This is a genomic window from Lutibacter oceani, from assembly GCF_003384935.1.
Lineage (GTDB): Bacteria > Bacteroidota > Bacteroidia > Flavobacteriales > Flavobacteriaceae > Lutibacter > Lutibacter oceani.
The window spans coordinates 695,442-717,521 of sequence record NZ_QTTQ01000010.1; the positions used below are offsets into that span (position 1 = coordinate 695,442).

The window sequence follows — 22,080 nt, forward strand, 5'->3', positions numbered from 1 at the left end:
ATGAGTACTGAAAAAAAACCTTTAGAAAAAGTTTGCTTAATATGTGCCAAAGGAAGTTTAGAAGACGTTTATGCTAGTTTAGTAATGGCTAATGGAGCGGTTATGGAAGGTATTGAAACCAAATTGTTTTTTACTTTTTTTGGTTTAGACGGAATTACTAAAAAAGCAATGAACCATTTACATACTGCAACAACTGGTAACCCAGCAATGCGTATGCCAGGCGGATTGCCTTTTCCAACAATGTTAGGTGGACTTCCAGGTGTTGAATCTGCGGTTTCAAGTATGATGCGTAAACAAATGGAAGCATTAGATATGCCTCCTGTAGATGAATTTTTAGAAATGATAACTGCCGGTGGTGGTGAAATTTTTGCGTGTAAATTAGCAGTTGATATGTTTAAACTTGAAAAAGAAGATTTATCAGACGAAGTATCTGATATTATAACAATTGGTGAATTTTATGAAATGTGTGATGGTGACAGAACACAAATTATATTTACTTAAAAAAGATTTAAATAAAAAAAAAGCTGAAACAAAATGTTTCAGCTTTTTTTTTAAACTCTAAACTTTTTAAACCTACCCAAGGCAATTAATAAAAGCCCTAAAATTGTTACTATTCCTCCTGCTAATGCAATAACCGGAGGAAATTGATTAAAATAAAGATACGACCCCAACAAAACAAACAGCCCTTTTGTACTTGCAATAATAGCTCTTCTAGAAAGTGGAATATATTGTAATGCTAAATACCCGGAAATAACTGTTAAAAAAGGTCCCAAAAGAGAACCTATAAAAATATTTCTAACCGCCCTGGTTGAAATAACTAATGAATCATTCAAAAAATTTAAAGCTAAAATTGAAAAAATTAAAAGGAATAAACTCCTATTAACAGTTAAGATAATTGGGTTTATTTTTTTTATCTTTTTTTTAATAATTACAGCACTAATTGCTGCAAAAGAACTTGAGTAAAGTACGTATTGAGAGCCATTAATAAACATATTTTTAAAATTTGTATTTGGTTTATAGCTAATAATAAAAGCTCCTAACAAAGCCAAAATCATTCCAACAAATTCGATTTTAGAAAAACGCTCCTGAAGTAATATAAAACTTAATATTATTATAAATACTGGAGAAATATTTCCGATAAAAGAAACAATTGTTGGGTTTGAGATAGTATGTATTGCTTTAAAAAAATAATAGGTTCCTATAACTTCAATAAAACCTAAGAAAATTAAAACTAAATAACATGTACCAGAAAGTTCTTTAAAAGACTTAAATACATTTTTATATATACCATAAATTAAAATCCAAATTAAACCAAATGAAAACCAATAAACTCCAAATTGAGCTAAACTAACTTCTGTTAAAGCAGCTTTACTAAAAATATATACATTGGAAACTGCAATTACGGAAATCAACGCCCATAAAAATCCTTTAACTGAATTTGAAATTTTCATTTAATAAAGTTAAAACTATAACCGTTGGTATAGTGCTACTTATGTTGCTGAAAATATTAAAAATATCTATAAATAAAAAAACCTCTCAAATTAATGAAAGGCTTTAATAAAAATCAACCAAACAATTATCTAAATATATAACGTTCTAATTCCCCTTCTAAATTAAGCATTTCTATTCGGAGAACTTCCCCTTCAGTTTTTGTGGAAATCACTTCATTAACATCATCTACAGAATAAACCTTTCTACCATTAATTGAGGTAATTATATACCCCTTTTTAATATTATACGATAACAATTCTTTATTAGTAATACCCGTAATTTTTACTCCGTTTTCAATTTTAAGTTTTTTCAATTCTTTTGCATCTAAATTCTTCAATTCTAAACCTAGTGAATTTACTACAGTAATTTCGTTTTTACTTAAAACTACATTGGTTGTCATTTCTTTACCATTTCTAACAAACAAAACTTTAATAGTATCTCCCGGTCTTTTTGTATTTAAAAATCCTGTTAAATCGGCAAACGATGTAATTTTAACTCCATCAACATTTATAATTACATCATCTTTTTGCAAACCAGCTATATCAGCTCCAGATTTTTCAATAACACTTGCAATATAAAACCCTTCTGACAAATCTAAATCTAAATTTTCAGCAACTTTTCCGTTTAACTCACCTCCCTGAACACCTAAAATAGCCTTTTGAACATTTCCGAATTCCATTAAATCTTCAATAACTTTTTTAGCAATATTAGAAGGAACCGCAAAAGAATACCCAATAAAAGAGCCCGTTCTAGTAGATATTGCTGTATTAATTCCTATTAACTCTCCTCTAATATTTACTAACGCTCCACCACTATTTCCAGGGTTTACAGCAGCATCTGTTTGTATAAACGAATCTGTAATTCCTCCATTACCTTCTAAATCCCTTCCTTTAGCACTTATTATTCCTGCAGTTACAGTTGAAGTTAAATTATAAGGATTCCCAACTGCCAAAACCCATTCTCCAACCTTAATATTATCAGAGTTTGCAAATGTTATATATGGTAATTTTTTCTCATCAATTTTAAGCAGTGCAATATCATTAATAGCGTCAGTACCAACTAGATTAGCTTTATAAACCTTTTTATTATTTAAAGTTACATCAATATCTGTTGCGCCTTTAACAACATGATTATTTGTAATTATATAACCATCAGAAGAAAAAATAACTCCGCTTCCTGTTCCTATCTGTGAATATTGTTTTGTTCCACTCCCCTGCCCATAAAAGAACTCTGCAAAAGGATCCCTAATTGTTTTATAAGAAGTATTTTTTACATGAACAACAGCATTTAATGTTTTCTCTGCTGCAACTGTAAAATCTGTATTTTCTATGGATGCTCCAACTAAATTTGTATAATTTGCTGCAACTGTAACAGGTTTAGATTCTGTAGCTTTTTCAATTACTACTTGCGGCTTTTCTATAAATAATTTATAAGCACCTAAAGTTAATGTGCCTCCTAAAGCCGAAAAAAGGACAATACTTATTATTTTTTTCATTGTATATATTTTTTTAATTAACACTCAAAATTATAATATTATTATATTCAAAAAAATGCTTTAACGCTTTATTAACGCTCATTTAACCAATTTTAACATTTAGTGATTTTACATTAAATTTTTATAAAAAAAACTATTCTGAATTTACTACATTTGCACTAATGAGTTTACACTTTTACAAATATCAGGGTACTGGAAATGATTTTATTATGATAGATAATAGAAGCCTTTCTTTTAAAAAAACAAACACAGATTTAATTAATAAATTGTGCGATAGACGTTTTGGAATAGGTGCTGATGGCTTAATTTTACTTGAACCTTCTGAATTAGCAGATTTTAAAATGATTTATTTTAATGCCGATGGAAATGAAGGTAGTATGTGTGGTAATGGAGGAAGATGTATTGTTGCTTTTGCAAAACAATTAAATATTATTAAAAATGAAACCACTTTTGATGCTGTTGATGGATTGCATTATGCGACTATAAAAGAAGGTATTGTTAGTCTTAAAATGATTAACGTAAAATCAATTGAAAACTCAAATTCACATTCATTTTTAAATACTGGATCTCCACACCATATAAGTTTTTCTGAAAATATTGATAAAATAAATGTAAAAGAATTAGGCGCTGAAATTAGGTATGGAGCCCCGTATTTTAATGAAGGTACCAATGTTAATTTTGCTGAAAAAATAAGTGACAATTCTTTTAAAGTTAGAACCTATGAACGTGGAGTTGAAGATGAAACTTTAGCCTGTGGAACTGGTGTTACAGCTGTAGCAATTGCAGCCCATAATACACGTTTAACCAACAACAATTCCATTAATATTAAGGTGTTAGGCGGTGATTTAGAAGTTTCCTTTGATAAAGAAAATGACACTTATAAAAATGTGTTTTTAAAAGGACCCGCTATGTTTGTTTTTGAAGGATATATTTCGATTTAATGGCTACATTAATTGGTGAAAATATTATATTACGTGCTTTAGAACCTGAAGATTTAAACTTTTTATTTTCTACTGAAAACAACGAAAGTTTTTGGGAAATTAGTAATACACAACTACCTTTTTCAAAATACATTCTTAAAAAATATATTGAAAACGCACATCAGGATATTTATGAAGCGAAACAATACAGATTTGTAATTTGTAATTATAACAACAATCCTGTTGGTATGATAGATTTATTTAATTTTAACCCTCAGCATAACAGAGTTGGAGTTGGTATTTTATTATTACCTGAATATCAAAATAATGGGTTTGGTTTTGAAGCCTTAAAACTAATAATTGAATATGCTTTTATGCATTTAAACGTGCACCAACTATTTGCAAATATCACTTCTGATAACCTTAAAAGTATTTCTCTTTTTGAAAAATTCAATTTTAAACAAGTTGGAATTAAAAAAGATTGGATTTTTTCAAATTCAACTTATAAAGATGAAATCTTATATCAATTAATTAAACCTTAATATGAATTTAAAAAAACTTATTCTTTTAATTATCAGCTTATTATTTATAATAGCAGGTGTATTAGCTTTTAATTTTTACAATAAAATTTATAAAGCAAATACTGTTAAAGAAGGTTTTTTATATATTCCTACAAATACAACTTTTAACGAAGTAGAAAATTTAGTTCGCCCTTATTTAAAAAGAGTAAAACCTTTTGTATGGGTGGCAACTAAAAAGAACTATCCAAATACAATAAAACCTGGAAAGTACCTTATTTCAGAAGGAATGAATAATAATGAATTAGTAAATTTATTAAGAAGTGGTAAACAAACTCCAGTTAAATTATCATTTAACAATCAGGAGACTTTTGAAAAATTAGCAGGTAGAATTTCTCAACAAATAGAGGCTGATTCAATTTCTTTATTAAAAAGTTTTACTGATTTGCAATTTATTCAACAAAATGGTTTCAACCAATATACAGCAATTGGAATGTATATTCCGAATACATATGAGTTTTTTTGGAATACTTCAGCTGATGCATTTAGAAAAAAAATGCTGCGAGAATACAATGCCTTTTGGAACAACACAAGATTGGAAAAAGCAAAAAATCAACGTCTAAGTCCAAATGAAGTTATTACTTTAGCCTCAATTGTACAAAAAGAAACTGCGGTGGTTAGTGAAAGACCTATTGTTGCGGGGTTGTATTTAAATAGACTACATAATAAATGGCCATTACAAGCTGATCCAACAGTAATTTTTGCCCTAAAAAGTAAATTAGGAGAAGATACTCTTATTAAAAGAGTGTTAAAAAAGGATTTACAAATTGACTCACCTTATAACACTTATAAAAATATTGGATTACCACCTGGACCTATTACAATGCCCGACCTAACTTCGGTAGAAGCTGTTTTAAATGCTAAAAAACATGACTACTACTATATGTGTGCAAGTGTTACAAATATTGGTCAACACGAATTCGCGAAAACGTTATCGCAACACAACAAAAATGCCGTTAAGTACCAAAATTGGTTAAACAAACAAGGCGTAAATAGGTAAAACTACAAGCACTCAATATATTATTTTTATATATTTTTTAACAAATAATTATTTTTAAATAATTATTTTTAGTTATTATCACAATTTTAAAAGTTTTGTTAAATATTTCTTAATTAAAATATTTTTACATAAATTTGTTGCTTAATATAAAATATATTATACCTTTGCACCCCGAAATTTGAAAGGAACTAAAGCCTTTAAATTATGAGAAAAGTAATAATATTTTTAAGTTTACTACTTGTTGTCGTTATAATTTCAGCATTTTCTGAAGACACAAACAACACGAACAACTCAACCAATTTTACCGAATCAATTAACTTTGTACCTACTGAACAGGAAGTTATTTCTAAAGAATATAACATTCCATTTATTGGTAATTCATTTAACGGTTTTAGAGATGCCATAGCATTTAAAGAATCACAAGGAAGATATCACGTTGTTAACACATTAGGCTATTTAGGCAAATATCAATTTGGGAAATCAACTTTAAAAAGGTTTAAAATACACAACACACAAGAATTTTTAAATACACCCGAACTACAAGAAGAAGCTTTTTTAGCACTATGTTCTTTAAACAAGTGGATTTTAAGAAAAGACATTAAAAGAAGTGTGGGTAAAAAAATTAATGGTGTTGAAATTACTGAATCTGGAATTTTAGCTGCTGCACATTTAGCTGGAGCAGGAAATGTAAAAAAATACTTAAGAAGTTATGGTGAATACACATTTAAAGATGCTTATGGTTCATCAATTCAACATTATATAAGAGAGTTTTCTGGCTATAATACTTCATTTATTATAGCAAATAGAAAGCCTGTTGTTTAAAAAAAGATTACTTAAAATAAAAAAAGAGCTTAAATAATTATTTAAGCTCTTTTTTTATTCTTTATGAATTATAAATATTGTAGGTTTTTTATGCAAATCAGGATGTTCATTTTTCCAATCTTTTACTTCAAGAGTTCTAATATATTCGTCCTCTAAAGTTATGTTACATGCAATACAAAGCTTTGCTGTAGGTGTTAATGTACTTTTTAAATCAGTAAACATTTTTTCATTTCTATAAGGAGTTTCAATAAATATTTGAGATTGATTTTTTTCTTTTGAAAGTTTTTCTAAACTTTTTATTGTTTTTTTTCTTTCAGAAGTGTCAATTGGTAAATACCCATTAAATGTAAAGTGCTGACCGTTAAAACCTGAAGCCATCATAGCCAAAATAATTGAAGAAGGTCCTACTAAAGGAATTACTCTAATTCCTTTTTCATGTGCTAATTTTACAATTTCAGCACCAGGATCTGCGATTGCTGGAACACCAGCCTCAGAAAGTAAGCCAACAGAAACGCCTGTTTCACAAATATCTAAATAACTCCTAACCTCCAGTTGATCTGCATATTTATCTAACTTTAAAATAGTTAAAGAAGGTTGAGACTTTCTTGGAGTAATTCTCTTTATAAATTTTCGAGCTGTTTTTTCATTTTCAACAATAAAACAATCTAATTCTTCTATTATTTTTTTTACAGATAAAGGAAGTACTTCTAATGGCTCATTATCTCCTAAAGTAGTTGGTATTAAATATAATTTACCCTTTTGACTATCCATTCGAATTTATTTTTTTTGCAATCTCATCACAAGCCTCATCTAACATTTTAAATACATTTTTAAAACCGAAATCCCCACCGTAATACGGATCTGGAACATCTAAATTTTCATTTGGAAAAACTTCATTTAAAATTAATTTAACTTTTAGTTTATCTGCCTCATTTCTAGCTAAAGAAATTACATTAGAATAATTAGAATTATCCATCACATAAATAAAATCAAACAAATCAAAATCTTCAACAGTAAACTTTCTTGCTTTTTGGTCAGAAATATCAATACCATTTGTTTTTGCTATTGAAATAGAGCGTTTATCAGGCTTTTCACCAACATGATATGCACCCGTTCCAGCAGAATCTACAAAAGTTTTAAAGCTAAAAATTTTCGACTTTAATATTCCTTCCGCTAATGGTGAACGACAAATATTGCCGAGACAAACCATTAATACTTTAGTCATTTATTTAATTTAAAATGTAAGTTTTTTTGTTAACTCATCCACATACCTTCTAAACTGCTTGTCAGTTTCTGTTAAATTATCAACAGTTTTACAAGCGTGCAGTACCGTAGCATGGTCTCTTTTACCGATTTGAGACCCAATACTTGCCAATGAAGCTTTAGTCATTCTTTTTGCAAAATACATTGCTAATTGACGCGCTTGAACAATGTGCCTTTTACGTGTTTTGGATTGCAAAGTTGCCACATCCAATTCAAAATAATTAGAAACAATTTTCTGAATATAATCTATAGAAACTTCACGCTTAGTATTTTTAACAAACTTATCTACAATTTGCTTAGTTAAGGAAAGTGTAAATTCTTTTCTATTAAAAGAAGCTTGCGCAATCATAGAAATTAAGACACCTTCTAATTCACGTACATTCGATTTTATGTGCTTGGCAATATATTCAACAATTTCAGTAGGCATTTCCACACCATCTCTAAATAATTTATTTTCTAAAATAGAAACTCTTGTTTCATAATCAGGAGCTTGAAGCTCAGCTGACAATCCCCACTTAAATCTAGACAACAAACGTTGTTCAATATCCTGCATATCAACAGGAGCTTTGTCTGAAGTTAAAATTACTTGTTTCCCATTTTGATGCAAATGGTTAAAAATATGAAAGAATACATCTTGGGTTCCTGTTTTACCAGACAAAAATTGAACATCATCAATAATCAAAGCATCAATCATTTGATAAAAATGAATAAAATCATTTCGTGTATTCCCTTTTACAGAATCAATATATTGCTGTGTAAATTTTTCTGAAGAAATATATAATACCGTTTTGTCTGGATATTTATCTTTAATTTCAACACCTATCGCGTGTGCAATATGCGTTTTTCCCAATCCAACTCCTCCATAAATTAATAAAGGATTAAAAGAAGTCCCTCCAGGTTTATTAGCAACAGCCATACCAGCTGAACGCGCTAAACGGTTGGAATCTCCTTCAACAAAACTTTCAAAATTGTAATTTGGATTAAGTTGAGATTCAATTTTTACTTTTTGAATTCCTGGAATAATAAACGGATTTTTTAATTCACGCTTATTAAAATCAATTGGAACTGTAACACCTTGAGATTTTATAGGGTTTCTATTTGAACTTGGAAATTTTACAGTATGCGGATTATTACTACTGTAGTTATTTTCCATCCTAACATCATAAATCAACTTTGCATCATCACCAAGTTGTTTTACCAAAGCAACTCTTAATAACTTAATATAATGCTCTTCCAACCATTCGTAGAAAAATTTACTAGGAACTTGAATAGTTAATGCCTCACCTGATAACTTTATTGGTTTAATAGGCTCAAACCAAGTTTTATACGCTTGTTGCTTAATATTATCTTGAATAAAAGATAAACATTCCGTCCAAACTGATGATGCAGTTTTACTCATTGGTATTCTAAATAGTATTTAAAGTTAATTAGTTGCTCAAAAAAAGAGTAAACTATGGTTATTCTTTGGTTGTACAAAAATGTGAATATTTTTTAGCATAAAAAAATAAAATATCTATTGATTATTAATTTTTTTTTACGTAAATAACATCTCATAAATATACAAAATGATTTCAGATAAAATTGAATTTAGAGTAAGGTATGGTGAAACCGACCAAATGAGTTACGCATATCATGGTAATTATGCTCAATACTTTGAAATGGGAAGAATAGAATGGCTAAGGAAATTAGGGGTTTCATACAAAAAAATGGAAGAAACTGGCATTATGTTACCTGTAATTAATCTAAATATAAATTACTTAAAACCTGCAAAATACGATGATTTATTAACGTTAAAAACAACTTTATCTAAACTTCCAAGTGCTCGGATTCAATTTGATTACGAAATACATAATGAAAAAGGTGAACTTTTAACTACCGCAACAACAACTTTGGTGTTTGTAAACATGAAAACAAACAGACCAACACGTGCACCAGAATATTTATTGAATAAACTAAAAGAAAGCAATATTAAATTTGTTTAATTTTTAAACATCTTAAATCTTCAAAATACTTTTTAACTTTTTTGGCATTCTTTTTTCTTACTGAAATTAGAAAATCACAATTCAATTCCATTTTTTGATTCAAAATATCTAAATTATTTTCTTTAATAATTCGCATCACTTTATTCATGTGTTGATATTCAAAAATCAATTGAAATTCAATATTAATAGTTTTTTCAACTATTACAGCTTCATCTAAAATTATTTTAGCAGCAGTTTTATAAGCAGTAATTAAGCCTCCAACACCTAATTTAGTTCCTCCAAAATAACGAACCACCACCACTAAAACATTTGTAAGTTCGTTGGATAAAATTTGACCGTAAATTGGTTGTCCGGCAGAATTATTAGGTTCACCATCATCATTAACTCTATAACGCACTTCCTCAATACCTAATTGCCATGCATAACACCAATGCCTTGCTGTATGATGTTTCTTTTTTAGCTCACCAATTAATTCTTTAACATCTTCTTCTGAAGAAATTGGAAAAACAAAACCTATAAATTTGCTTCCTTTTTCTTTATACAAAGTATCACCTTTAGCAATTTCAATGGTTTTATATGTATCTTTTTCTGCGATATTCAAAATTTTAAGTTACAAATATATCAAAAGCATTTTTTTTATTTTCCATTTTAAAATGAATATATTTGAATATAAAATTAATCTCTAATGAAAAAACTAAACTTATTATTAGTTGCACTTCTTTTAATTGTTTCTTGTAAAGAAAAAACTACCAAAGAAGATATTGAAACTAAAAGAGAACCAAATTCATTTGCCATTGTAATTCACGGAGGAGCTGGAGGAATTAAACGTGAATATTTTACAGAAGAACAACAAGAAGCTTATGCACAAAAATTACAAGAAGCTATAGATGCTGGTTATGCTGTTTTAGAAAAAGGTGGGATTTCACTTGATGCCGTTCAGGCTGCAATAAATGTAATGGAAGATTCTCCACTATTTAATGCCGGAAAAGGTGCTGTATATAATAGTGAAGGAAATCAGGAAATGGATGCTGCAATAATGGACGGAAAAACATTAAACGCTGGAGCAATTGCTGGTGTTAACCATATTAAAAATCCTATTCTAGCGGCTAGAATTGTGATGGATAGTTCATCTCATGTATTACTTTCAGGAAAAGGTGCTGAAATTATGGCAAAATCCTTCGGTATTGAGATGGTTGACAGTTCTTACTTTTTTACAGAAAAAAGAATGAATCAGCTTAAAAAAATACAAGGAAAAGAAAAAACAGAACTTGATCATACTGCTTTTTTAATAAAAAACGAATTAATTGACGATCATAAATATGGTACTGTTGGTGCAGTTGCTATGGATAAAACTGGAAATATTGCAGCAGGAACTTCTACTGGAGGCATGACCAATAAAAAATATGGACGAGTGGGCGATGTTCCAATTATAGGTGCCGGTACGTATGCTAATAATTTAACTTGTGGAATTTCAGCTACAGGAACTGGAGAATTTTTTATTAGAACAGTTGCTTCTCACGAAGTTTCAAGCTTAATTAAATACAAAAACTTTACACCAGCTGAAGCCTTAAACGACGTTTTATTCAATCAAATAGGACCTTTAGGTGGAGAAGGTGGAATGATTTTATTAGACAAAAATGGCGATGTATATTGGGATTTTAATTCTACAGGAATGTTTAGAGCCTATAAAAAATCTGACGGAACATCAAAAGTTGAAATGTTTGAAAAAACAGAGTAGCTACTTATTTTTATAAATAAACAAAGTATCATTTGAAATTTTTCTAATTTCTGATGATACTTTTTGTAATTCTGGTGCTTTTATTCCTTTTTTAAAATTAATAGCTCCTACAAAAACAAAGGCCTCATCCCATAAATTAGCATTAATAAAACTTTGTAAAGTTTGCGCTCCACCTTCAACAATAACAGATTGAATTTCATATTTATATAAAACTTCACAAACTTGGGTTGGTACATTTTTACTAAAATCTATTTTTTCAAAAAACAATTTTTTAGTCAAATCTTTATCATTTTTAACTTCATTTAAAATAATGGTTTTAACACTTCCATCATATAAATTATAAGAAACAGGAATTTTCAATTTTCTATCTAAAACTACCCTCACTGGATTTTCACCTTCCCAACTTCTAACCGTTAAACTAGGATTATCATTTAACGCAGTTTTTGTTCCAACAAAAATAGCTTGTTCATCAGCTCTCATTTTATGCACGTACTGTTGGGAATATTGGTTAGATATCCAATTAGGCGAAATATCAGCTGGTTCACTCCTATTTTTATCTATAAATCCATCATTAGTTTCAGCCCATTTTAAAACAATAAAAGGCCGCTTTAATTTATGAAATGTAAAAAATCGTTTATTTAAATTATAGCATTCATTTTGTAACACTCCAACAATTACATCACATCCATTTTGTTGTAAATGTAAAACACCTCTTCCGCTAACTTTACTGTTACTGTCTATGATTCCAATAACTGCTTTTTTAATGCCACTTTCTACAATTAAATTGGCACAAGGTGGCGTTTTTCCATAATGAGAACAAGGCTCTAAACTCACATAAATAGTTGCTTTTTTTAATAATGATTTATCTTTAACTGAGTTAATAGCATTTACCTCAGCATGTGGTTCACCTGCTTTTTTATGCCAACCTTCACCAATAATAGTTTCATTATAAACAATTACACAACCAACCATAGGATTCGGATAGGTAGCTCCCAAACCATTTTTAGCTAATTGAATGCAGCGTTTTATATATTTTTCATGTAAATTCACGGCGTAAAAATAGTATTTTAAAATGACTCTTAACAACTTTAAAATCAGAGAAATTATACCTGAAGATAATGCAAAAATAGCTAAAGCAATTCGTGATGTTTTAATTGAATATGGTGTTCCCAAAGTAGGAACAGCCTATGCCGATACCATTTTAGATACGTTGTTTGAAGCTTATAATTTTGAAAAATCTGTCTATTTTATAATTGAAAAAGATGGTGAAATTTTCGGAGGAGCAGGCATTAAACAATTAGACAATTACACAGGAAAAGTATGTGAATTGCAAAAAATGTATTTTTTACCTGAAGCAAGAGGAATTGGATTAGGAAGCAAAATGATGCAAACCTGTTTGCAAAAAGCAAGAGATTTTGGTTTTGAAAAATGCTATTTAGAAACCTTACCTTATATGCAGGATGCCAGAAAACTTTATAGGAAAGTAGGTTTTAAAGATTTGGATGCACCTATGGGAGATACAGGTCATTATTCATGTAATTTATGGATGCTTAAAGATTTATAATGCAACTTCTAGAATTTAAAAACATTTTTTTTAAAGAACTTTCTGATGTGTATCCACAAACTGAAATTCAATCGTTTTTTAATATTTTAATTGAATTTAAGTTGAATTTAAGTAGAATTGAAGTTGCCCTTCAACCCGATTTTAATATTGATAAAAATGAATTAGACTTTCTGCAAAAAGCATTGTTAAATTTAAAAAAACAAATTCCAATCCAATATATTATAGGTGAAACAGAATTTTATGGATTGCCTTTTATTGTTAACAAAAATGTATTAATTCCCCGTCCAGAAACTGAGGAACTTGTAAGTTGGATTCTCACTTCGACTCCGCTCAGCGATCAAATAAAAATTTTAGACATTGGAACCGGAAGTGGTTGTATTCCAATTTCCTTGGCTAAAAATTTACCAAATGCTGAAATTTATGCACTTGATATTTCTAAAGAAGCGTTAAAAATTGCAAAAAAAAATGCTTTAAAAAATAATGTCACCATACATTTTATTGAAGCTGATATACTTACTTTAAATGAATTACCTCAATATTTTGATATTATAATTAGCAATCCACCATATGTTCGCGAATTGGAAAAAGAACAAATGCACCAAAATGTACTGGCAAACGAACCTCATTTAGCATTGTTTGTAGAAAATGAAAATCCGTTGTTATTTTATGATAAAATTGCTGAATTAGCAAAAAAATACCTTACAAAAAATGGTAAATTATTTTTTGAAATCAATCAATATTTGGGAAATGAAACTATTGAACTTTTACAATCAAAAGGCTTTAAAAACATACAATTAAAAAAAGATATTTTTGAAGTTGATAGAATGGTAAAAGCAACTATTTAAGGTTGAGTTTTTAGTTGTTAGTTACAAATTTTAACCTTAACTCTTTAAACCTTTATGTCTTAGGTTTTTTAAACTTTAAAAACTTTCTAAAAATTAACTTAAAAACTATCTTTGCACTATGCGAATTGATATTATTACCGTTTCACCAGAATTAATTAAAAGTCCGTTTGAATATTCAATTATTAAACGAGCTATTGATAAAAAATTGGTTGAAGTTCACTTTCACGACTTAAGAACCTATGCTTTAAACGATTACGGAAAAATTGATGATTATCAATTTGGAGGAGGAGCCGGTATGGTTTTAATGATTGAACCTATAGATAAATGTATTTCTAAATTAAAATTGGAGCGTAATTATGATGAAATAATTTATATGACACCTGACGCACCAACATTAAATCAACAAACTGCCAACACTTTATCACTAAAAGAAAATATAATTATTCTTTGTGGGCATTACAAAGGTGTAGATCAGCGTGTACGTGATATGCTTATTACCAAAGAAATTTCCATTGGAGATTATGTCTTAAGTGGAGGTGAATTAGGTGCTGCAGTTTTATGTGACGCAGTTATTAGATTAATTCCAGGCGTTTTAGGAGATGAAACTTCTGCATTAACTGATAGTTTTCAAGACGATTTATTGTCGCCTCCAGTTTACACTAGACCCTCTGAATACAAAGGACTTAAAGCACCAGAAATACTTTTATCTGGTAATTTTCCAAAGATTGAAGAATGGCGTAATGAAAAAGCATTGGAAAGAACAAAAAAAATTAGACCCGATTTGTTGGAAGACTAAACTTTTTTATTAAATTTGCACTCTCAAAATTAACCTCTGACGAAAATCGTGAATGTTGATTTATGAAAAACCATTAAAAAACTTAAAATGGAAAGTTTAGTAAAATTTGTACAAGACGAGTATGTAACTAAAAATGAATTCCCTCAATTTCAAGCTGGAGATTCTATTACAGTTTATTATGAAATTAAAGAAGGACAAAAAACTCGTACACAGTTCTTTAAAGGAACCGTTATTCAAAGAAGAGGAACTGGAGCTTCAGAAACATTTACAATTAGAAAAATGTCTGGAACAGTTGGTGTAGAACGTATTTTTCCTGTAAATTTACCAGCCATTCAAAAAATTGAAGTTAACAAACACGGTAGAGTTCGTAGAGCACGTATTTTCTACTTTAGAGGTTTAACTGGTAAAAAAGCAAGAATTGCAGAAAAGAGACGATAATAAGTCTTTTTTTAATAAAATTACAAAACCCGTTTCAAAAATGAAACGGTTTTTTTGTTATTAACAAATGTTCATAACCCGAGTTCATATCTTGTTGATATTAAATCAACTATAAATTTGCATATTTAAAATTTAGCTGCTTATTTTACAAAAGAATTAAACGAAAGAATATGTCTGCAACATTTAAGATGTAACTTTTTAAAGTTAAGACAATTTTTAAGTGAAATTCGAAATGTTCTTGAACAGCGTTTTTAAAATCTAAACTTTAAAAGAGTAATGTGCCCAAGTATTTAGCATGAATAAACGGATACAAGGTTTTAAAGACATTTTTAAAATAACACTTTAAAGCAAGTAATTTAATGTAAATTACAACAAAGTTTTAGGAGTTATTTTAAAAGAAACAACTGGTTTAATAAGGGGGTTAATTTGTAAGAAAAAAGACTCTTTTAACTGATACAATTAATTATGTGGTTTTTGTAAAAAAATTGCAAAACGGTTAAAAACTATCATTAAAAACTTATTAAAAGAAGTATTTCAGCAAAAAGCCATAATAATGAGAAATCAATATTATGGCTTTTGTTTTATTCCCATTATCATTCTACTAATTTAAAGTTGCTTATTTTAAGTAAAATCCAAAATAATTACCTTATTTATAACGTTTTCGAAAGGGATTTTATTCCAATATTTATTACATTTGCACATTCGAAATTTTAAAATAAATTCAAACACTCTAAATTATCTTAATTAAGCTAATTACAGTTTTAAAACCTACAATATATTATGAGTAAAACATCTAAAATATTTTATACTAAAACAGATGAAGCTCCTGCTTTAGCCACCTATTCTTTTTTACCAATTGTAAAAGCATTTGTAAAACCATCAAATATTGAGATAGAAACTAAAGATATTTCACTAGCAAGTAGAATTTTAGCAGTATTTCCAGAGTATCTAACACCAGAACAAAAAGTTGAAGACGCATTGTCTGAGTTGGGTGAACTAGCAAAAGATCCAGAAGCTAATATTATTAAACTACCTAATATTTCTGCTTCCGTACCTCAGTTAAAAGCTGCAATAAATGAATTGCAATCTTTAGGGTTTGCTATTCCTAATTATCCAGAAGAAGTTACAACTCCTGAAGAAAAAAGCATTCAGGATAGATATAATAAAATAAAAGGTTCTGCTGTGAACCCAGTTTTACGTGAAGGAAATTCTGATCGTAGAGCACCAAAAGCAGTAAAAAATTATGCCAAGAAAAATCCACATTCAATGGGTGCTTGGTCTAAAGATTCTAAAACACACGTAGCTACAATGGATCACGGTGATTTTAGAACCAATGAAAAATCTATAACTGTTTCAAAAGCAGGAACTATAAATATTGAATTTGTTGATAAAAATGGTTCAGTTACAATTTTAAAAGAAAAATTGGCATTATTAGAAGGTGAAATAATTGATGCTACCGTTATGAATAAAAAAGCACTTCTAAATTTTTTAGAGGAGCAAATTAAAGATGCTAAAAATAAAAATGTCTTGTTTTCTTTACATATGAAAGCAACAATGATGAAAGTATCTGATCCAATTATTTTTGGACATGCAGTTACTACTTTCTTTAAAGATGTTTTTGATAAATATGGACCAATTTTAGATGAAATTGGTGTAGATGTAAATAATGGATTTGGTGATTTATTAAACAAAATTGAGAGATTACCAGAAAATGAAAGAACTAAAATTGAAGCAGCCATTAAATCTTGTTTTGAAAATGGACCTTCACTTGCAATGGTTAATTCAGATAAAGGAATTACAAACTTACATGTACCAAGTGATGTAATTATTGATGCTTCAATGCCTGCAATGATTCGTACTTCTGGTCAAATGTGGAATGCTGAAGGAAAACAACAAGACACCAAAGCTGTTATTCCAGATAGTAGTTATGCCAGTATTTACCAAGCAACAATAGATTTCTGTAAAGAGAATGGAGCGTTTGATCCTACAACTATGGGAACAGTTCCAAACGTAGGTTTAATGGCTCAAAAAGCTGAAGAATATGGATCGCACGACAAAACTTTTGAAATTAAAGGTGATGGTAAAGTTCAGGTAATTGATGAAGCTGGAAACATTTTAATTGAGCACAATGTAGAAAATGGAGATATTTGGAGAATGTGCCAGGTAAAAGATGCCCCTATTCAAGATTGGGTGAAATTGGCTGTAAAAAGAGCTAAGGCTTCAAATACACCTGCTGTTTTTTGGCTTGATAAAAATAGAGCTCATGATGCACAACTAATAGAAAAGGTAAATAAATATTTACCAAATTACGATACAACCGGGTTGGATATTAAAATAATGCCTCCTTATGAAGCTACATTATTTACTCTAAAAAGATTAAAAGCCGGATTAGACACAATTTCTGTTACTGGTAATGTATTACGTGACTTTTTAACGGATTTATTTCCAATTTTAGAGGTTGGTACAAGTGCAAAAATGTTATCAATAGTTCCTTTAATGAATGGTGGTGGATTATTTGAAACAGGTGCTGGAGGTTCTGCACCAAAACATGTTCAGCAATTTATTGAGGAAGGACACTTACGATGGGATTCTTTAGGTGAATTTTTAGCACTAGCAGTCTCTTTAGAACATTTAGGAGAAACAAATAATAATTCAAAAGCTTTAATTCTAGCAGAAACATTAGATGATGCTACAGATAAATTTTTAGATAATAGAAAATCTCCTTCAAGAGTAGCTGGTGAGTTGGATAACAGAGGAAGTCATTTTTATTTAGCATTATATTGGGCACAAGCATTAGCAGCACAAAATAAAGATATAGAGTTAAAGGATTTATTCACTAAAGTTTCCAAAGAATTAGAAAACAACGAAGAAACTATTATTAACGAACTTAATAATGCACAAGGATCGCATGTAAATATTGGTGGATATTACCAACCAAATGAAACTTTAATAACAAATGCAATGCGACCAAGCAAAACATTTAACCATATTATTGAATCTATTTCTCAGGCAAAACAATTAGTATAATTTAAGTTCACTTAAAAAATACAATAATTTTATTGTTAAATAAATTAAATATTAAGCTTCAACTAAAATTAGTTGAAGCTTTTTTTTACATTTGAAATATGGCTTTTACAAAAACAACAGAACAAGCATCAAATTACAACCATTTAGAAAAAATGACTGTTTTTGAACTTTTGAATAATATAAATTCAGAAGATAAAACTATCCCTACAGCCGTAAATAAAGTGATTCCAACAATTGAAAAACTTGTGATTTCAATTGTTGAAAGAATGAAAAAAGGTGGGCGCCTTTTTTATGTTGGTGCCGGAACAAGCGGTAGATTAGGAATTTTAGATGCCTCCGAATGCCCACCAACATTTGGTGTGCCTCATACTATGGTTATTGGCATTATTGCCGGAGGAGATTCTGCCATTAGAAAAGCAGTAGAATTTGCCGAAGATTCTACAACACAATGCTGGAATGATTTAATAGAATATAATATAAACAGTAACGATACCGTAATAGGAATTGCCGCTTCAGGAACAACCCCTTATGTAATTAGTGGTTTAGAAAAGTGCAATGAAAAAGGCATTTTAACCGGATGCATTACTTGTAACTTGGGAAGCCCTTTAAGTAAGGTTTCACAGAATCCTATTGAAGTTGTTGTTGGGCCAGAATTTGTAACAGGAAGCTCGAGAATGAAAGCAGGAACAGCCCAAAAACTAGTTTTAAATATGATTTCAACAAGTGTTATGATTCAACTTGGAAAAATTAAAGGAAACAAAATGATTGATATGCAATTATCTAACAATAAATTAGTTGATAGAGGTACCAAAATGATAATGGATGAATTAAATATTTCAGAAAAAGAAGCCTATATGTTACTTTTAAAGCATCAAAGTGTTCGAAAGGCCATAAACAATTTTAATAATGGGAACTAATAAAAAAGAGCTAATTAGAGGCTTAAAATATGAATTAGCAGCTTTGCCTTTGTTATTAATTGCTCCAATTTTAATTACTATAGGATTTAAAGCTATAAAACTACAAAACAATTATTTATGGATTGTTGTTGGAATTACTTTAGCAATTTCAGCAATTATACTTGGTTTTTTAGGAATTAGAATTATTTTGAATGCGTTTTTTAACTCAAAATAAATGAAGATTTCAAAGTTGAAAAATGTATTAAATTGGGAATATTGGCCCTCCTATATGTTTTATGTTCCTGTTTTACCATATGCCTGTTATTTAGCAATAAAATCAAGAAGTTTTGGTTTCTTTTCTGCAGTAAATCCTGCAATTGAAGGATCTGGAAATGGTTTGGAATCAAAATTTAAAACAATTGCGTTATTGCCTTCAAAGTACAAACCTAAAAGTATTTTTATTCCTAAAAATAAATCTTTTAATAATATTCTTACCGAAATAAAAACAGCAGCTATTGAATTTCCATTAATAATTAAACCAGATATTGGATTTAGAGGCTTATTGGTTAAAAAGATAAATTCGAAAGTTGAACTTAACGAATATTTAAAAAAATATAATTCTATAAACTTAATTATTCAAGAATTTATTGATTATAAAAATGAATGTGGTATTTTTTATTATAGAATTCCTGGTGAAAAAAATGGAGAAATTACATCGGTTACATTAAAAAAGTACTTAACCGTTTTAGGTGATGGTAAATCAACACTTTTAACCTTAATTAAAACGAACGAAAGAGCTAAAAAATACTTGAATTTAGTTTTAGAATTAAATAAGGAAAAGCAACATGAAATTCCTAATAATAAAGAAGAAGTAATTTTAAATATAATAGGAAATCATTCAAAAGGAACACAGTTTTTAAATGGCAATCATTTAATTAGCAATAAGTTAAATTGTATTTTAGATGAATTAAATTCAGAAATCAAAGGCTGGTATTATGGTAGAATTGATGTTAAATACAATACCTTTGAAGAATTATTAGAAGGCAAAAACTTAAAGATTTTGGAGATTAATGGTGTAATATCCGAACCAACACATATATATGATGCCGATAATGGAAGCTATTTAAAAGCATTAAAATCCATAAAAAAACATTGGAAAATAATCTATAATATTGGAGTTAAAAACAATACATTAAATAATATTGAATTTACTAATTTTGAATATTTAATAACTGTTTACTTTAGGTATAAAAAGTATTTAAAAGAAATTAAAAAGTTAAGTGCTAATTGATATTCTTTAATTTTGGAGTTGTAGGATTAAACCCAAAATCGTCATCTGGTAATTCTATACCTAATTGTGAAATTACATAACCTACACTTGCAAAATGATGAATTGCGTGGCTATGAGCTTGGATTAAAACACCTGCTAACGTATAATTAGCAGTAATTATACCCAAACCTAAATCATCTGAAACCTTAATAATTTTATTAAAATCCTGATTTTTTAACGAATTTAGTTTTAATAAAGTTTCATTAAAATACTCTAAACCATATTTAGTATAATTTTCTGATTGCAAGTTTCGTTTTCTATTAATCAAATTTATTTCATTCACTGGTAAACCTTCAAAAATACAGTCAAAAACATCTAAAATATGCCGCATATGACTTCCAATACTTGAGTAATATGGCGCTATTGATGTATTGCTGTAATCTTCATCTGAAATATATTGCAAAAGTTGAATACCTCTTTGTAAATTTTTCTCAATAGCTGTAATCATAATTTCACTTAATAATTTAGGTTTTGTAAATATAAAAATAAATTTATGGTAAAATCTTTATCAATGTAAAAATTGCTAAAAACAAAAACAATAAACTCAATATAAAATTGATGTTTTTAGCTATAAATGAAACTTTACCATTAATAATATTTGCAAAAATCATATAGGTATAGAAAATTAAAAAAGAGCCTAAACTTGCGCCAAAAACAAATAATATAATATAAGGTTGTTCTATAATTATTTTGCTTTTAGATGATAAATAAATACTAATTCCTAAATAAAATGGAATAGCCAACATATTAATTGATGACATTAAAATTCCTTTGATAAAAAAATTACCTTTTTTATTGGTCGTTTTAGGTTTTAAATCCTTTCGGGAAAGCATAAAGAAAAAAACAGCAAGTGCAAAAAAAATAAATATTGCAGCTATTTTTAAATTGGCTATAACCTTTGGATTTTTAGTAAAATAATCAGCAAAATACAATGCAATTCCTGCCTGAAAAAACACAACCAAAGAAGCTCCAATTGAGAATTTTAAGGCTTCATACTTACCAGTATTCATACTTATTTTAAGAGCTGTCATATTTAACATTCCGGGAGAAATTAAACCCAAATATGCCATTAAAATACCGTAAAAGATATGATAGAAATAATCCATTTAAGAATCTTAAATTACTTTTTTAAAAGGCGAATATATTAATTATAAATGAGTTTTAATTGTAATATTAATTACAAAAAAGAAATAAATTAAGCATAAATAGAAATTTCCACAAATAACATATATTATTGTTTATCAATATATTAAACTCTAAAAATAGATACTGTAAGTATACACAAATTATTAAAATCCTTTTTTTGGCACGCTCTTTGAAAATTTCAACATAAGTGTAAGCCGAAAAACTTAAAGAGTAGGTATAACCTTTTAAAACCATTAATTATGAAAAAAGGATTACTATTTATTATGACAATGATTATGATGGTTTCTACCGCTGAAGCCAAAATAATTGATCACAGAGATGACAAATTATGTGCCAAGCGAACAACAAAGGTGCAACCAATAGTTTTTGTTGAAAAAGGAGTTAAATTTTCAATATTACCTAATGGAAAATTTAAATTCAAAAAATTAAATTCTAAAAATTCTTTAAGAGCAAAAAACCTTCATTGGAAAAACCAAAGAGGTTTAAATGCCTTAAGAGACCGTAAAGGAAGAATTGTTAAAGTAGGAAAGGTGAATATCTTTTACAGTAGAAATAACAAAATTACCCAAATAGGTTCAGTTGATTTAACCTATAAACACGGGCGATTAAAAAAAGTTGGTAACTTATATATTTTGCAAAGACCAAATGGTAATTTTAAATACATTGGTCACGTTAAAAAGTACAATAAACGTTATATGCTAAAAAGACCAATAATTTGGTCGTAAATAACAATTATTAAATAAAAAAGC

25 protein-coding genes are annotated in these 22,080 nt (G+C 28.6%); 16 read left to right on the top strand and 9 right to left on the bottom strand.

Features of this window, described 5'->3' with window-relative positions; translation table 11 throughout:
- Complete coding sequence (locus tag BX611_RS08500; RefSeq protein ID WP_115880130.1) at window positions 1-501, top strand: DsrE/DsrF/DrsH-like family protein; 501 nt, start codon at window positions 1-3, stop codon at window positions 499-501.
- A gap of 50 nt (window positions 502-551) precedes the next feature.
- On the opposite strand, the gene BX611_RS08505 is transcribed toward BX611_RS08500, so the two are convergent.
- Both BX611_RS08505 and BX611_RS08510 read right to left on the bottom strand, forming a co-directional pair.
- Window positions 552-1,451: a DMT family transporter gene (locus BX611_RS08505; protein WP_115880132.1), complete on the bottom strand. Its 900-nt coding sequence runs from the start codon at window positions 1,449-1,451 to the stop codon at window positions 552-554.
- 125 nt (window positions 1,452-1,576) lie between these two features.
- Complete coding sequence (locus tag BX611_RS08510) at window positions 1,577-2,986, bottom strand: trypsin-like peptidase domain-containing protein (protein WP_115880134.1); 1,410 nt, start codon at window positions 2,984-2,986, stop codon at window positions 1,577-1,579.
- A 161-nt stretch (window positions 2,987-3,147) separates the two neighbouring features.
- Here BX611_RS08510 and dapF point away from each other — a divergent pair, with 161 nt between their 5' ends.
- From dapF to BX611_RS08530, 4 genes are all read left to right on the top strand, one after another.
- Window positions 3,148-3,927: a diaminopimelate epimerase gene (gene dapF / locus BX611_RS08515; RefSeq protein WP_115880136.1), complete on the top strand. Its 780-nt coding sequence runs from the start codon at window positions 3,148-3,150 to the stop codon at window positions 3,925-3,927.
- Complete coding sequence (locus tag BX611_RS08520) at window positions 3,927-4,448, top strand: GNAT family N-acetyltransferase (RefSeq protein WP_115880138.1); 522 nt, start codon at window positions 3,927-3,929, stop codon at window positions 4,446-4,448. The genes dapF and BX611_RS08520 overlap by 1 nt, the downstream gene beginning before the upstream one ends.
- Before the next feature lies 1 nt (window position 4,449).
- Window positions 4,450-5,484, top strand: a complete 1,035-nt coding sequence (gene mltG, locus BX611_RS08525) for an endolytic transglycosylase MltG (protein ID WP_115880140.1) — start codon at window positions 4,450-4,452, stop codon at window positions 5,482-5,484.
- Window positions 5,485-5,688: 204 nt separating this feature from the next.
- On the top strand, window positions 5,689-6,306 hold the full coding sequence (locus tag BX611_RS08530; RefSeq protein ID WP_115880142.1) for a lysozyme family protein: 618 nt from the start codon (window positions 5,689-5,691) through the stop codon (window positions 6,304-6,306).
- Between the two features lie 54 nt (window positions 6,307-6,360).
- On the opposite strand, the gene BX611_RS08535 is transcribed toward BX611_RS08530, so the two are convergent.
- Genes BX611_RS08535 through dnaA form a run of 3 tightly spaced genes read right to left on the bottom strand, consistent with a single transcriptional unit; the run spans window position 6,361 to window position 8,968 of the window.
- Window positions 6,361-7,077, bottom strand: coding sequence for an SAM-dependent methyltransferase (locus BX611_RS08535; RefSeq protein WP_115880144.1), 717 nt, complete (start codon window positions 7,075-7,077; stop codon window positions 6,361-6,363).
- The gene (locus tag BX611_RS08540) at window positions 7,070-7,531 is read right to left on the bottom strand and encodes a low molecular weight protein-tyrosine-phosphatase (RefSeq protein WP_115880146.1); all 462 of its coding nucleotides are present in this window, start codon (window positions 7,529-7,531) and stop codon (window positions 7,070-7,072) included. Before BX611_RS08540 ends, BX611_RS08535 begins: the two co-directional genes overlap by 8 nt.
- 9 nt (window positions 7,532-7,540) lie before the next feature.
- Complete coding sequence (gene dnaA / locus BX611_RS08545) at window positions 7,541-8,968, bottom strand: chromosomal replication initiator protein DnaA (protein ID WP_115880148.1); 1,428 nt, start codon at window positions 8,966-8,968, stop codon at window positions 7,541-7,543.
- A gap of 166 nt (window positions 8,969-9,134) precedes the next feature.
- Between dnaA and BX611_RS08550 the strand changes: the two genes are divergently transcribed.
- Window positions 9,135-9,551 carry an acyl-CoA thioesterase gene (locus tag BX611_RS08550; protein WP_115880150.1) on the top strand — a complete coding sequence of 139 codons (417 nt, stop codon included), beginning with the start codon at window positions 9,135-9,137 and terminating at the stop codon, window positions 9,549-9,551.
- Here the strand turns inward: BX611_RS08550 and BX611_RS08555 are convergent.
- Window positions 9,538-10,146, bottom strand: a complete 609-nt coding sequence (locus BX611_RS08555; protein ID WP_115880514.1) for an IMPACT family protein — start codon at window positions 10,144-10,146, stop codon at window positions 9,538-9,540. The two genes, BX611_RS08550 and BX611_RS08555, sit on opposite strands and share 14 nt — an antisense overlap.
- A 90-nt stretch (window positions 10,147-10,236) precedes the next feature.
- Here BX611_RS08555 and BX611_RS08560 point away from each other — a divergent pair, with 90 nt between their 5' ends.
- Entirely contained in the window at window positions 10,237-11,289 is a 1,053-nt protein-coding gene (locus BX611_RS08560) for an isoaspartyl peptidase/L-asparaginase family protein (protein WP_115880152.1), read from the top strand.
- Here BX611_RS08560 and ribD read toward each other — a convergent pair whose 3' ends face one another.
- Window positions 11,290-12,339 carry a bifunctional diaminohydroxyphosphoribosylaminopyrimidine deaminase/5-amino-6-(5-phosphoribosylamino)uracil reductase RibD gene (gene ribD, locus BX611_RS08565; RefSeq protein ID WP_115880516.1) on the bottom strand — a complete coding sequence of 350 codons (1,050 nt, stop codon included), beginning with the start codon at window positions 12,337-12,339 and terminating at the stop codon, window positions 11,290-11,292.
- A 22-nt stretch (window positions 12,340-12,361) separates the two neighbouring features.
- On the opposite strand from ribD, the gene BX611_RS08570 reads away from it, so the two are divergent.
- From BX611_RS08570 to BX611_RS08605, 8 genes are all read left to right on the top strand, one after another.
- A complete protein-coding gene (locus BX611_RS08570; RefSeq protein ID WP_115880154.1) occupies window positions 12,362-12,853 on the top strand; it encodes a GNAT family N-acetyltransferase in 492 nt (163 codons plus the stop codon).
- Window positions 12,853-13,698 (top strand): peptide chain release factor N(5)-glutamine methyltransferase, encoded by an 846-nt coding sequence (prmC, locus tag BX611_RS08575; protein ID WP_115880156.1) that lies wholly within the window; start codon window positions 12,853-12,855, stop codon window positions 13,696-13,698. Before BX611_RS08570 ends, prmC begins: the two co-directional genes overlap by 1 nt.
- A gap of 118 nt (window positions 13,699-13,816) precedes the next feature.
- A complete protein-coding gene (gene trmD, locus BX611_RS08580; RefSeq protein ID WP_115880158.1) occupies window positions 13,817-14,494 on the top strand; it encodes a tRNA (guanosine(37)-N1)-methyltransferase TrmD in 678 nt (225 codons plus the stop codon).
- Window positions 14,495-14,581: 87 nt separating this feature from the next.
- Window positions 14,582-14,932, top strand: coding sequence for a 50S ribosomal protein L19 (gene rplS, locus BX611_RS08585; RefSeq protein WP_115880160.1), 351 nt, complete (start codon window positions 14,582-14,584; stop codon window positions 14,930-14,932).
- Between the two features lie 780 nt (window positions 14,933-15,712).
- Window positions 15,713-17,959, top strand: a complete 2,247-nt coding sequence (locus BX611_RS08590; RefSeq protein WP_115880162.1) for an NADP-dependent isocitrate dehydrogenase — start codon at window positions 15,713-15,715, stop codon at window positions 17,957-17,959.
- A 98-nt stretch (window positions 17,960-18,057) separates the two neighbouring features.
- The gene (murQ, locus tag BX611_RS08595) at window positions 18,058-18,876 is read left to right on the top strand and encodes an N-acetylmuramic acid 6-phosphate etherase (RefSeq protein ID WP_115880164.1); all 819 of its coding nucleotides are present in this window, start codon (window positions 18,058-18,060) and stop codon (window positions 18,874-18,876) included.
- The gene (locus BX611_RS08600) at window positions 18,866-19,090 is read left to right on the top strand and encodes a DUF6095 family protein (protein ID WP_115880166.1); all 225 of its coding nucleotides are present in this window, start codon (window positions 18,866-18,868) and stop codon (window positions 19,088-19,090) included. Before murQ ends, BX611_RS08600 begins: the two co-directional genes overlap by 11 nt.
- Entirely contained in the window at window positions 19,091-20,146 is a 1,056-nt protein-coding gene (locus BX611_RS08605) for an ATP-grasp domain-containing protein (RefSeq protein WP_115880168.1), read from the top strand. It abuts the gene before it with no gap.
- Here the strand turns inward: BX611_RS08605 and BX611_RS08610 are convergent.
- Window positions 20,139-20,633: a DinB family protein gene (locus BX611_RS08610; RefSeq protein WP_115880170.1), complete on the bottom strand. Its 495-nt coding sequence runs from the start codon at window positions 20,631-20,633 to the stop codon at window positions 20,139-20,141. The two genes, BX611_RS08605 and BX611_RS08610, sit on opposite strands and share 8 nt — an antisense overlap.
- 43 nt (window positions 20,634-20,676) lie before the next feature.
- On the bottom strand, window positions 20,677-21,291 hold the full coding sequence (locus BX611_RS08615) for a glutamate dehydrogenase (RefSeq protein ID WP_115880172.1): 615 nt from the start codon (window positions 21,289-21,291) through the stop codon (window positions 20,677-20,679).
- A gap of 279 nt (window positions 21,292-21,570) precedes the next feature.
- Here BX611_RS08615 and BX611_RS08620 point away from each other — a divergent pair, with 279 nt between their 5' ends.
- Window positions 21,571-22,056 (top strand): hypothetical protein, encoded by a 486-nt coding sequence (locus BX611_RS08620; RefSeq protein ID WP_115880174.1) that lies wholly within the window; start codon window positions 21,571-21,573, stop codon window positions 22,054-22,056.
- Window positions 22,057-22,080 lie beyond the last annotated feature (24 nt).

Bases quoted from the DNA above. Each gene is read 5' to 3' on its own strand.
- dnaA (WP_115880148.1), bottom strand. From the start codon at position 8,968: ATGAGTAAAACTGCATCATCAGTTTGGACGGAATGTTTATCTTTTATT.
- BX611_RS08560 (WP_115880152.1), top strand. From the start codon at position 10,237: ATGAAAAAACTAAACTTATTATTAGTTGCACTTCTTTTAATTGTTTCT.
- BX611_RS08530 (WP_115880142.1), top strand. From the start codon at position 5,689: ATGAGAAAAGTAATAATATTTTTAAGTTTACTACTTGTTGTCGTTATA.
- BX611_RS08600 (WP_115880166.1), top strand. From the start codon at position 18,866: ATGGGAACTAATAAAAAAGAGCTAATTAGAGGCTTAAAATATGAATTA.
- BX611_RS08615 (WP_115880172.1), bottom strand. From the start codon at position 21,291: ATGGATTATTTCTATCATATCTTTTACGGTATTTTAATGGCATATTTG.
- BX611_RS08505 (WP_115880132.1), bottom strand. From the start codon at position 1,451: ATGAAAATTTCAAATTCAGTTAAAGGATTTTTATGGGCGTTGATTTCC.
- BX611_RS08500 (WP_115880130.1), top strand. From the start codon at position 1: ATGAGTACTGAAAAAAAACCTTTAGAAAAAGTTTGCTTAATATGTGCC.
- BX611_RS08510 (WP_115880134.1), bottom strand. From the start codon at position 2,986: ATGAAAAAAATAATAAGTATTGTCCTTTTTTCGGCTTTAGGAGGCACA.
- BX611_RS08520 (WP_115880138.1), top strand. From the start codon at position 3,927: ATGGCTACATTAATTGGTGAAAATATTATATTACGTGCTTTAGAACCT.
- BX611_RS08605 (WP_115880168.1), top strand. From the start codon at position 19,091: ATGAAGATTTCAAAGTTGAAAAATGTATTAAATTGGGAATATTGGCCC.
- prmC (WP_115880156.1), top strand. From the start codon at position 12,853: ATGCAACTTCTAGAATTTAAAAACATTTTTTTTAAAGAACTTTCTGAT.
- rplS (WP_115880160.1), top strand. From the start codon at position 14,582: ATGGAAAGTTTAGTAAAATTTGTACAAGACGAGTATGTAACTAAAAAT.
- BX611_RS08570 (WP_115880154.1), top strand. From the start codon at position 12,362: ATGACTCTTAACAACTTTAAAATCAGAGAAATTATACCTGAAGATAAT.
- trmD (WP_115880158.1), top strand. From the start codon at position 13,817: ATGCGAATTGATATTATTACCGTTTCACCAGAATTAATTAAAAGTCCG.
- BX611_RS08535 (WP_115880144.1), bottom strand. From the start codon at position 7,077: ATGGATAGTCAAAAGGGTAAATTATATTTAATACCAACTACTTTAGGA.
- BX611_RS08590 (WP_115880162.1), top strand. From the start codon at position 15,713: ATGAGTAAAACATCTAAAATATTTTATACTAAAACAGATGAAGCTCCT.
- BX611_RS08610 (WP_115880170.1), bottom strand. From the start codon at position 20,633: ATGATTACAGCTATTGAGAAAAATTTACAAAGAGGTATTCAACTTTTG.
- mltG (WP_115880140.1), top strand. From the start codon at position 4,450: ATGAATTTAAAAAAACTTATTCTTTTAATTATCAGCTTATTATTTATA.
- dapF (WP_115880136.1), top strand. From the start codon at position 3,148: ATGAGTTTACACTTTTACAAATATCAGGGTACTGGAAATGATTTTATT.
- BX611_RS08620 (WP_115880174.1), top strand. From the start codon at position 21,571: ATGAAAAAAGGATTACTATTTATTATGACAATGATTATGATGGTTTCT.
- BX611_RS08550 (WP_115880150.1), top strand. From the start codon at position 9,135: ATGATTTCAGATAAAATTGAATTTAGAGTAAGGTATGGTGAAACCGAC.
- murQ (WP_115880164.1), top strand. From the start codon at position 18,058: ATGGCTTTTACAAAAACAACAGAACAAGCATCAAATTACAACCATTTA.
- BX611_RS08540 (WP_115880146.1), bottom strand. From the start codon at position 7,531: ATGACTAAAGTATTAATGGTTTGTCTCGGCAATATTTGTCGTTCACCA.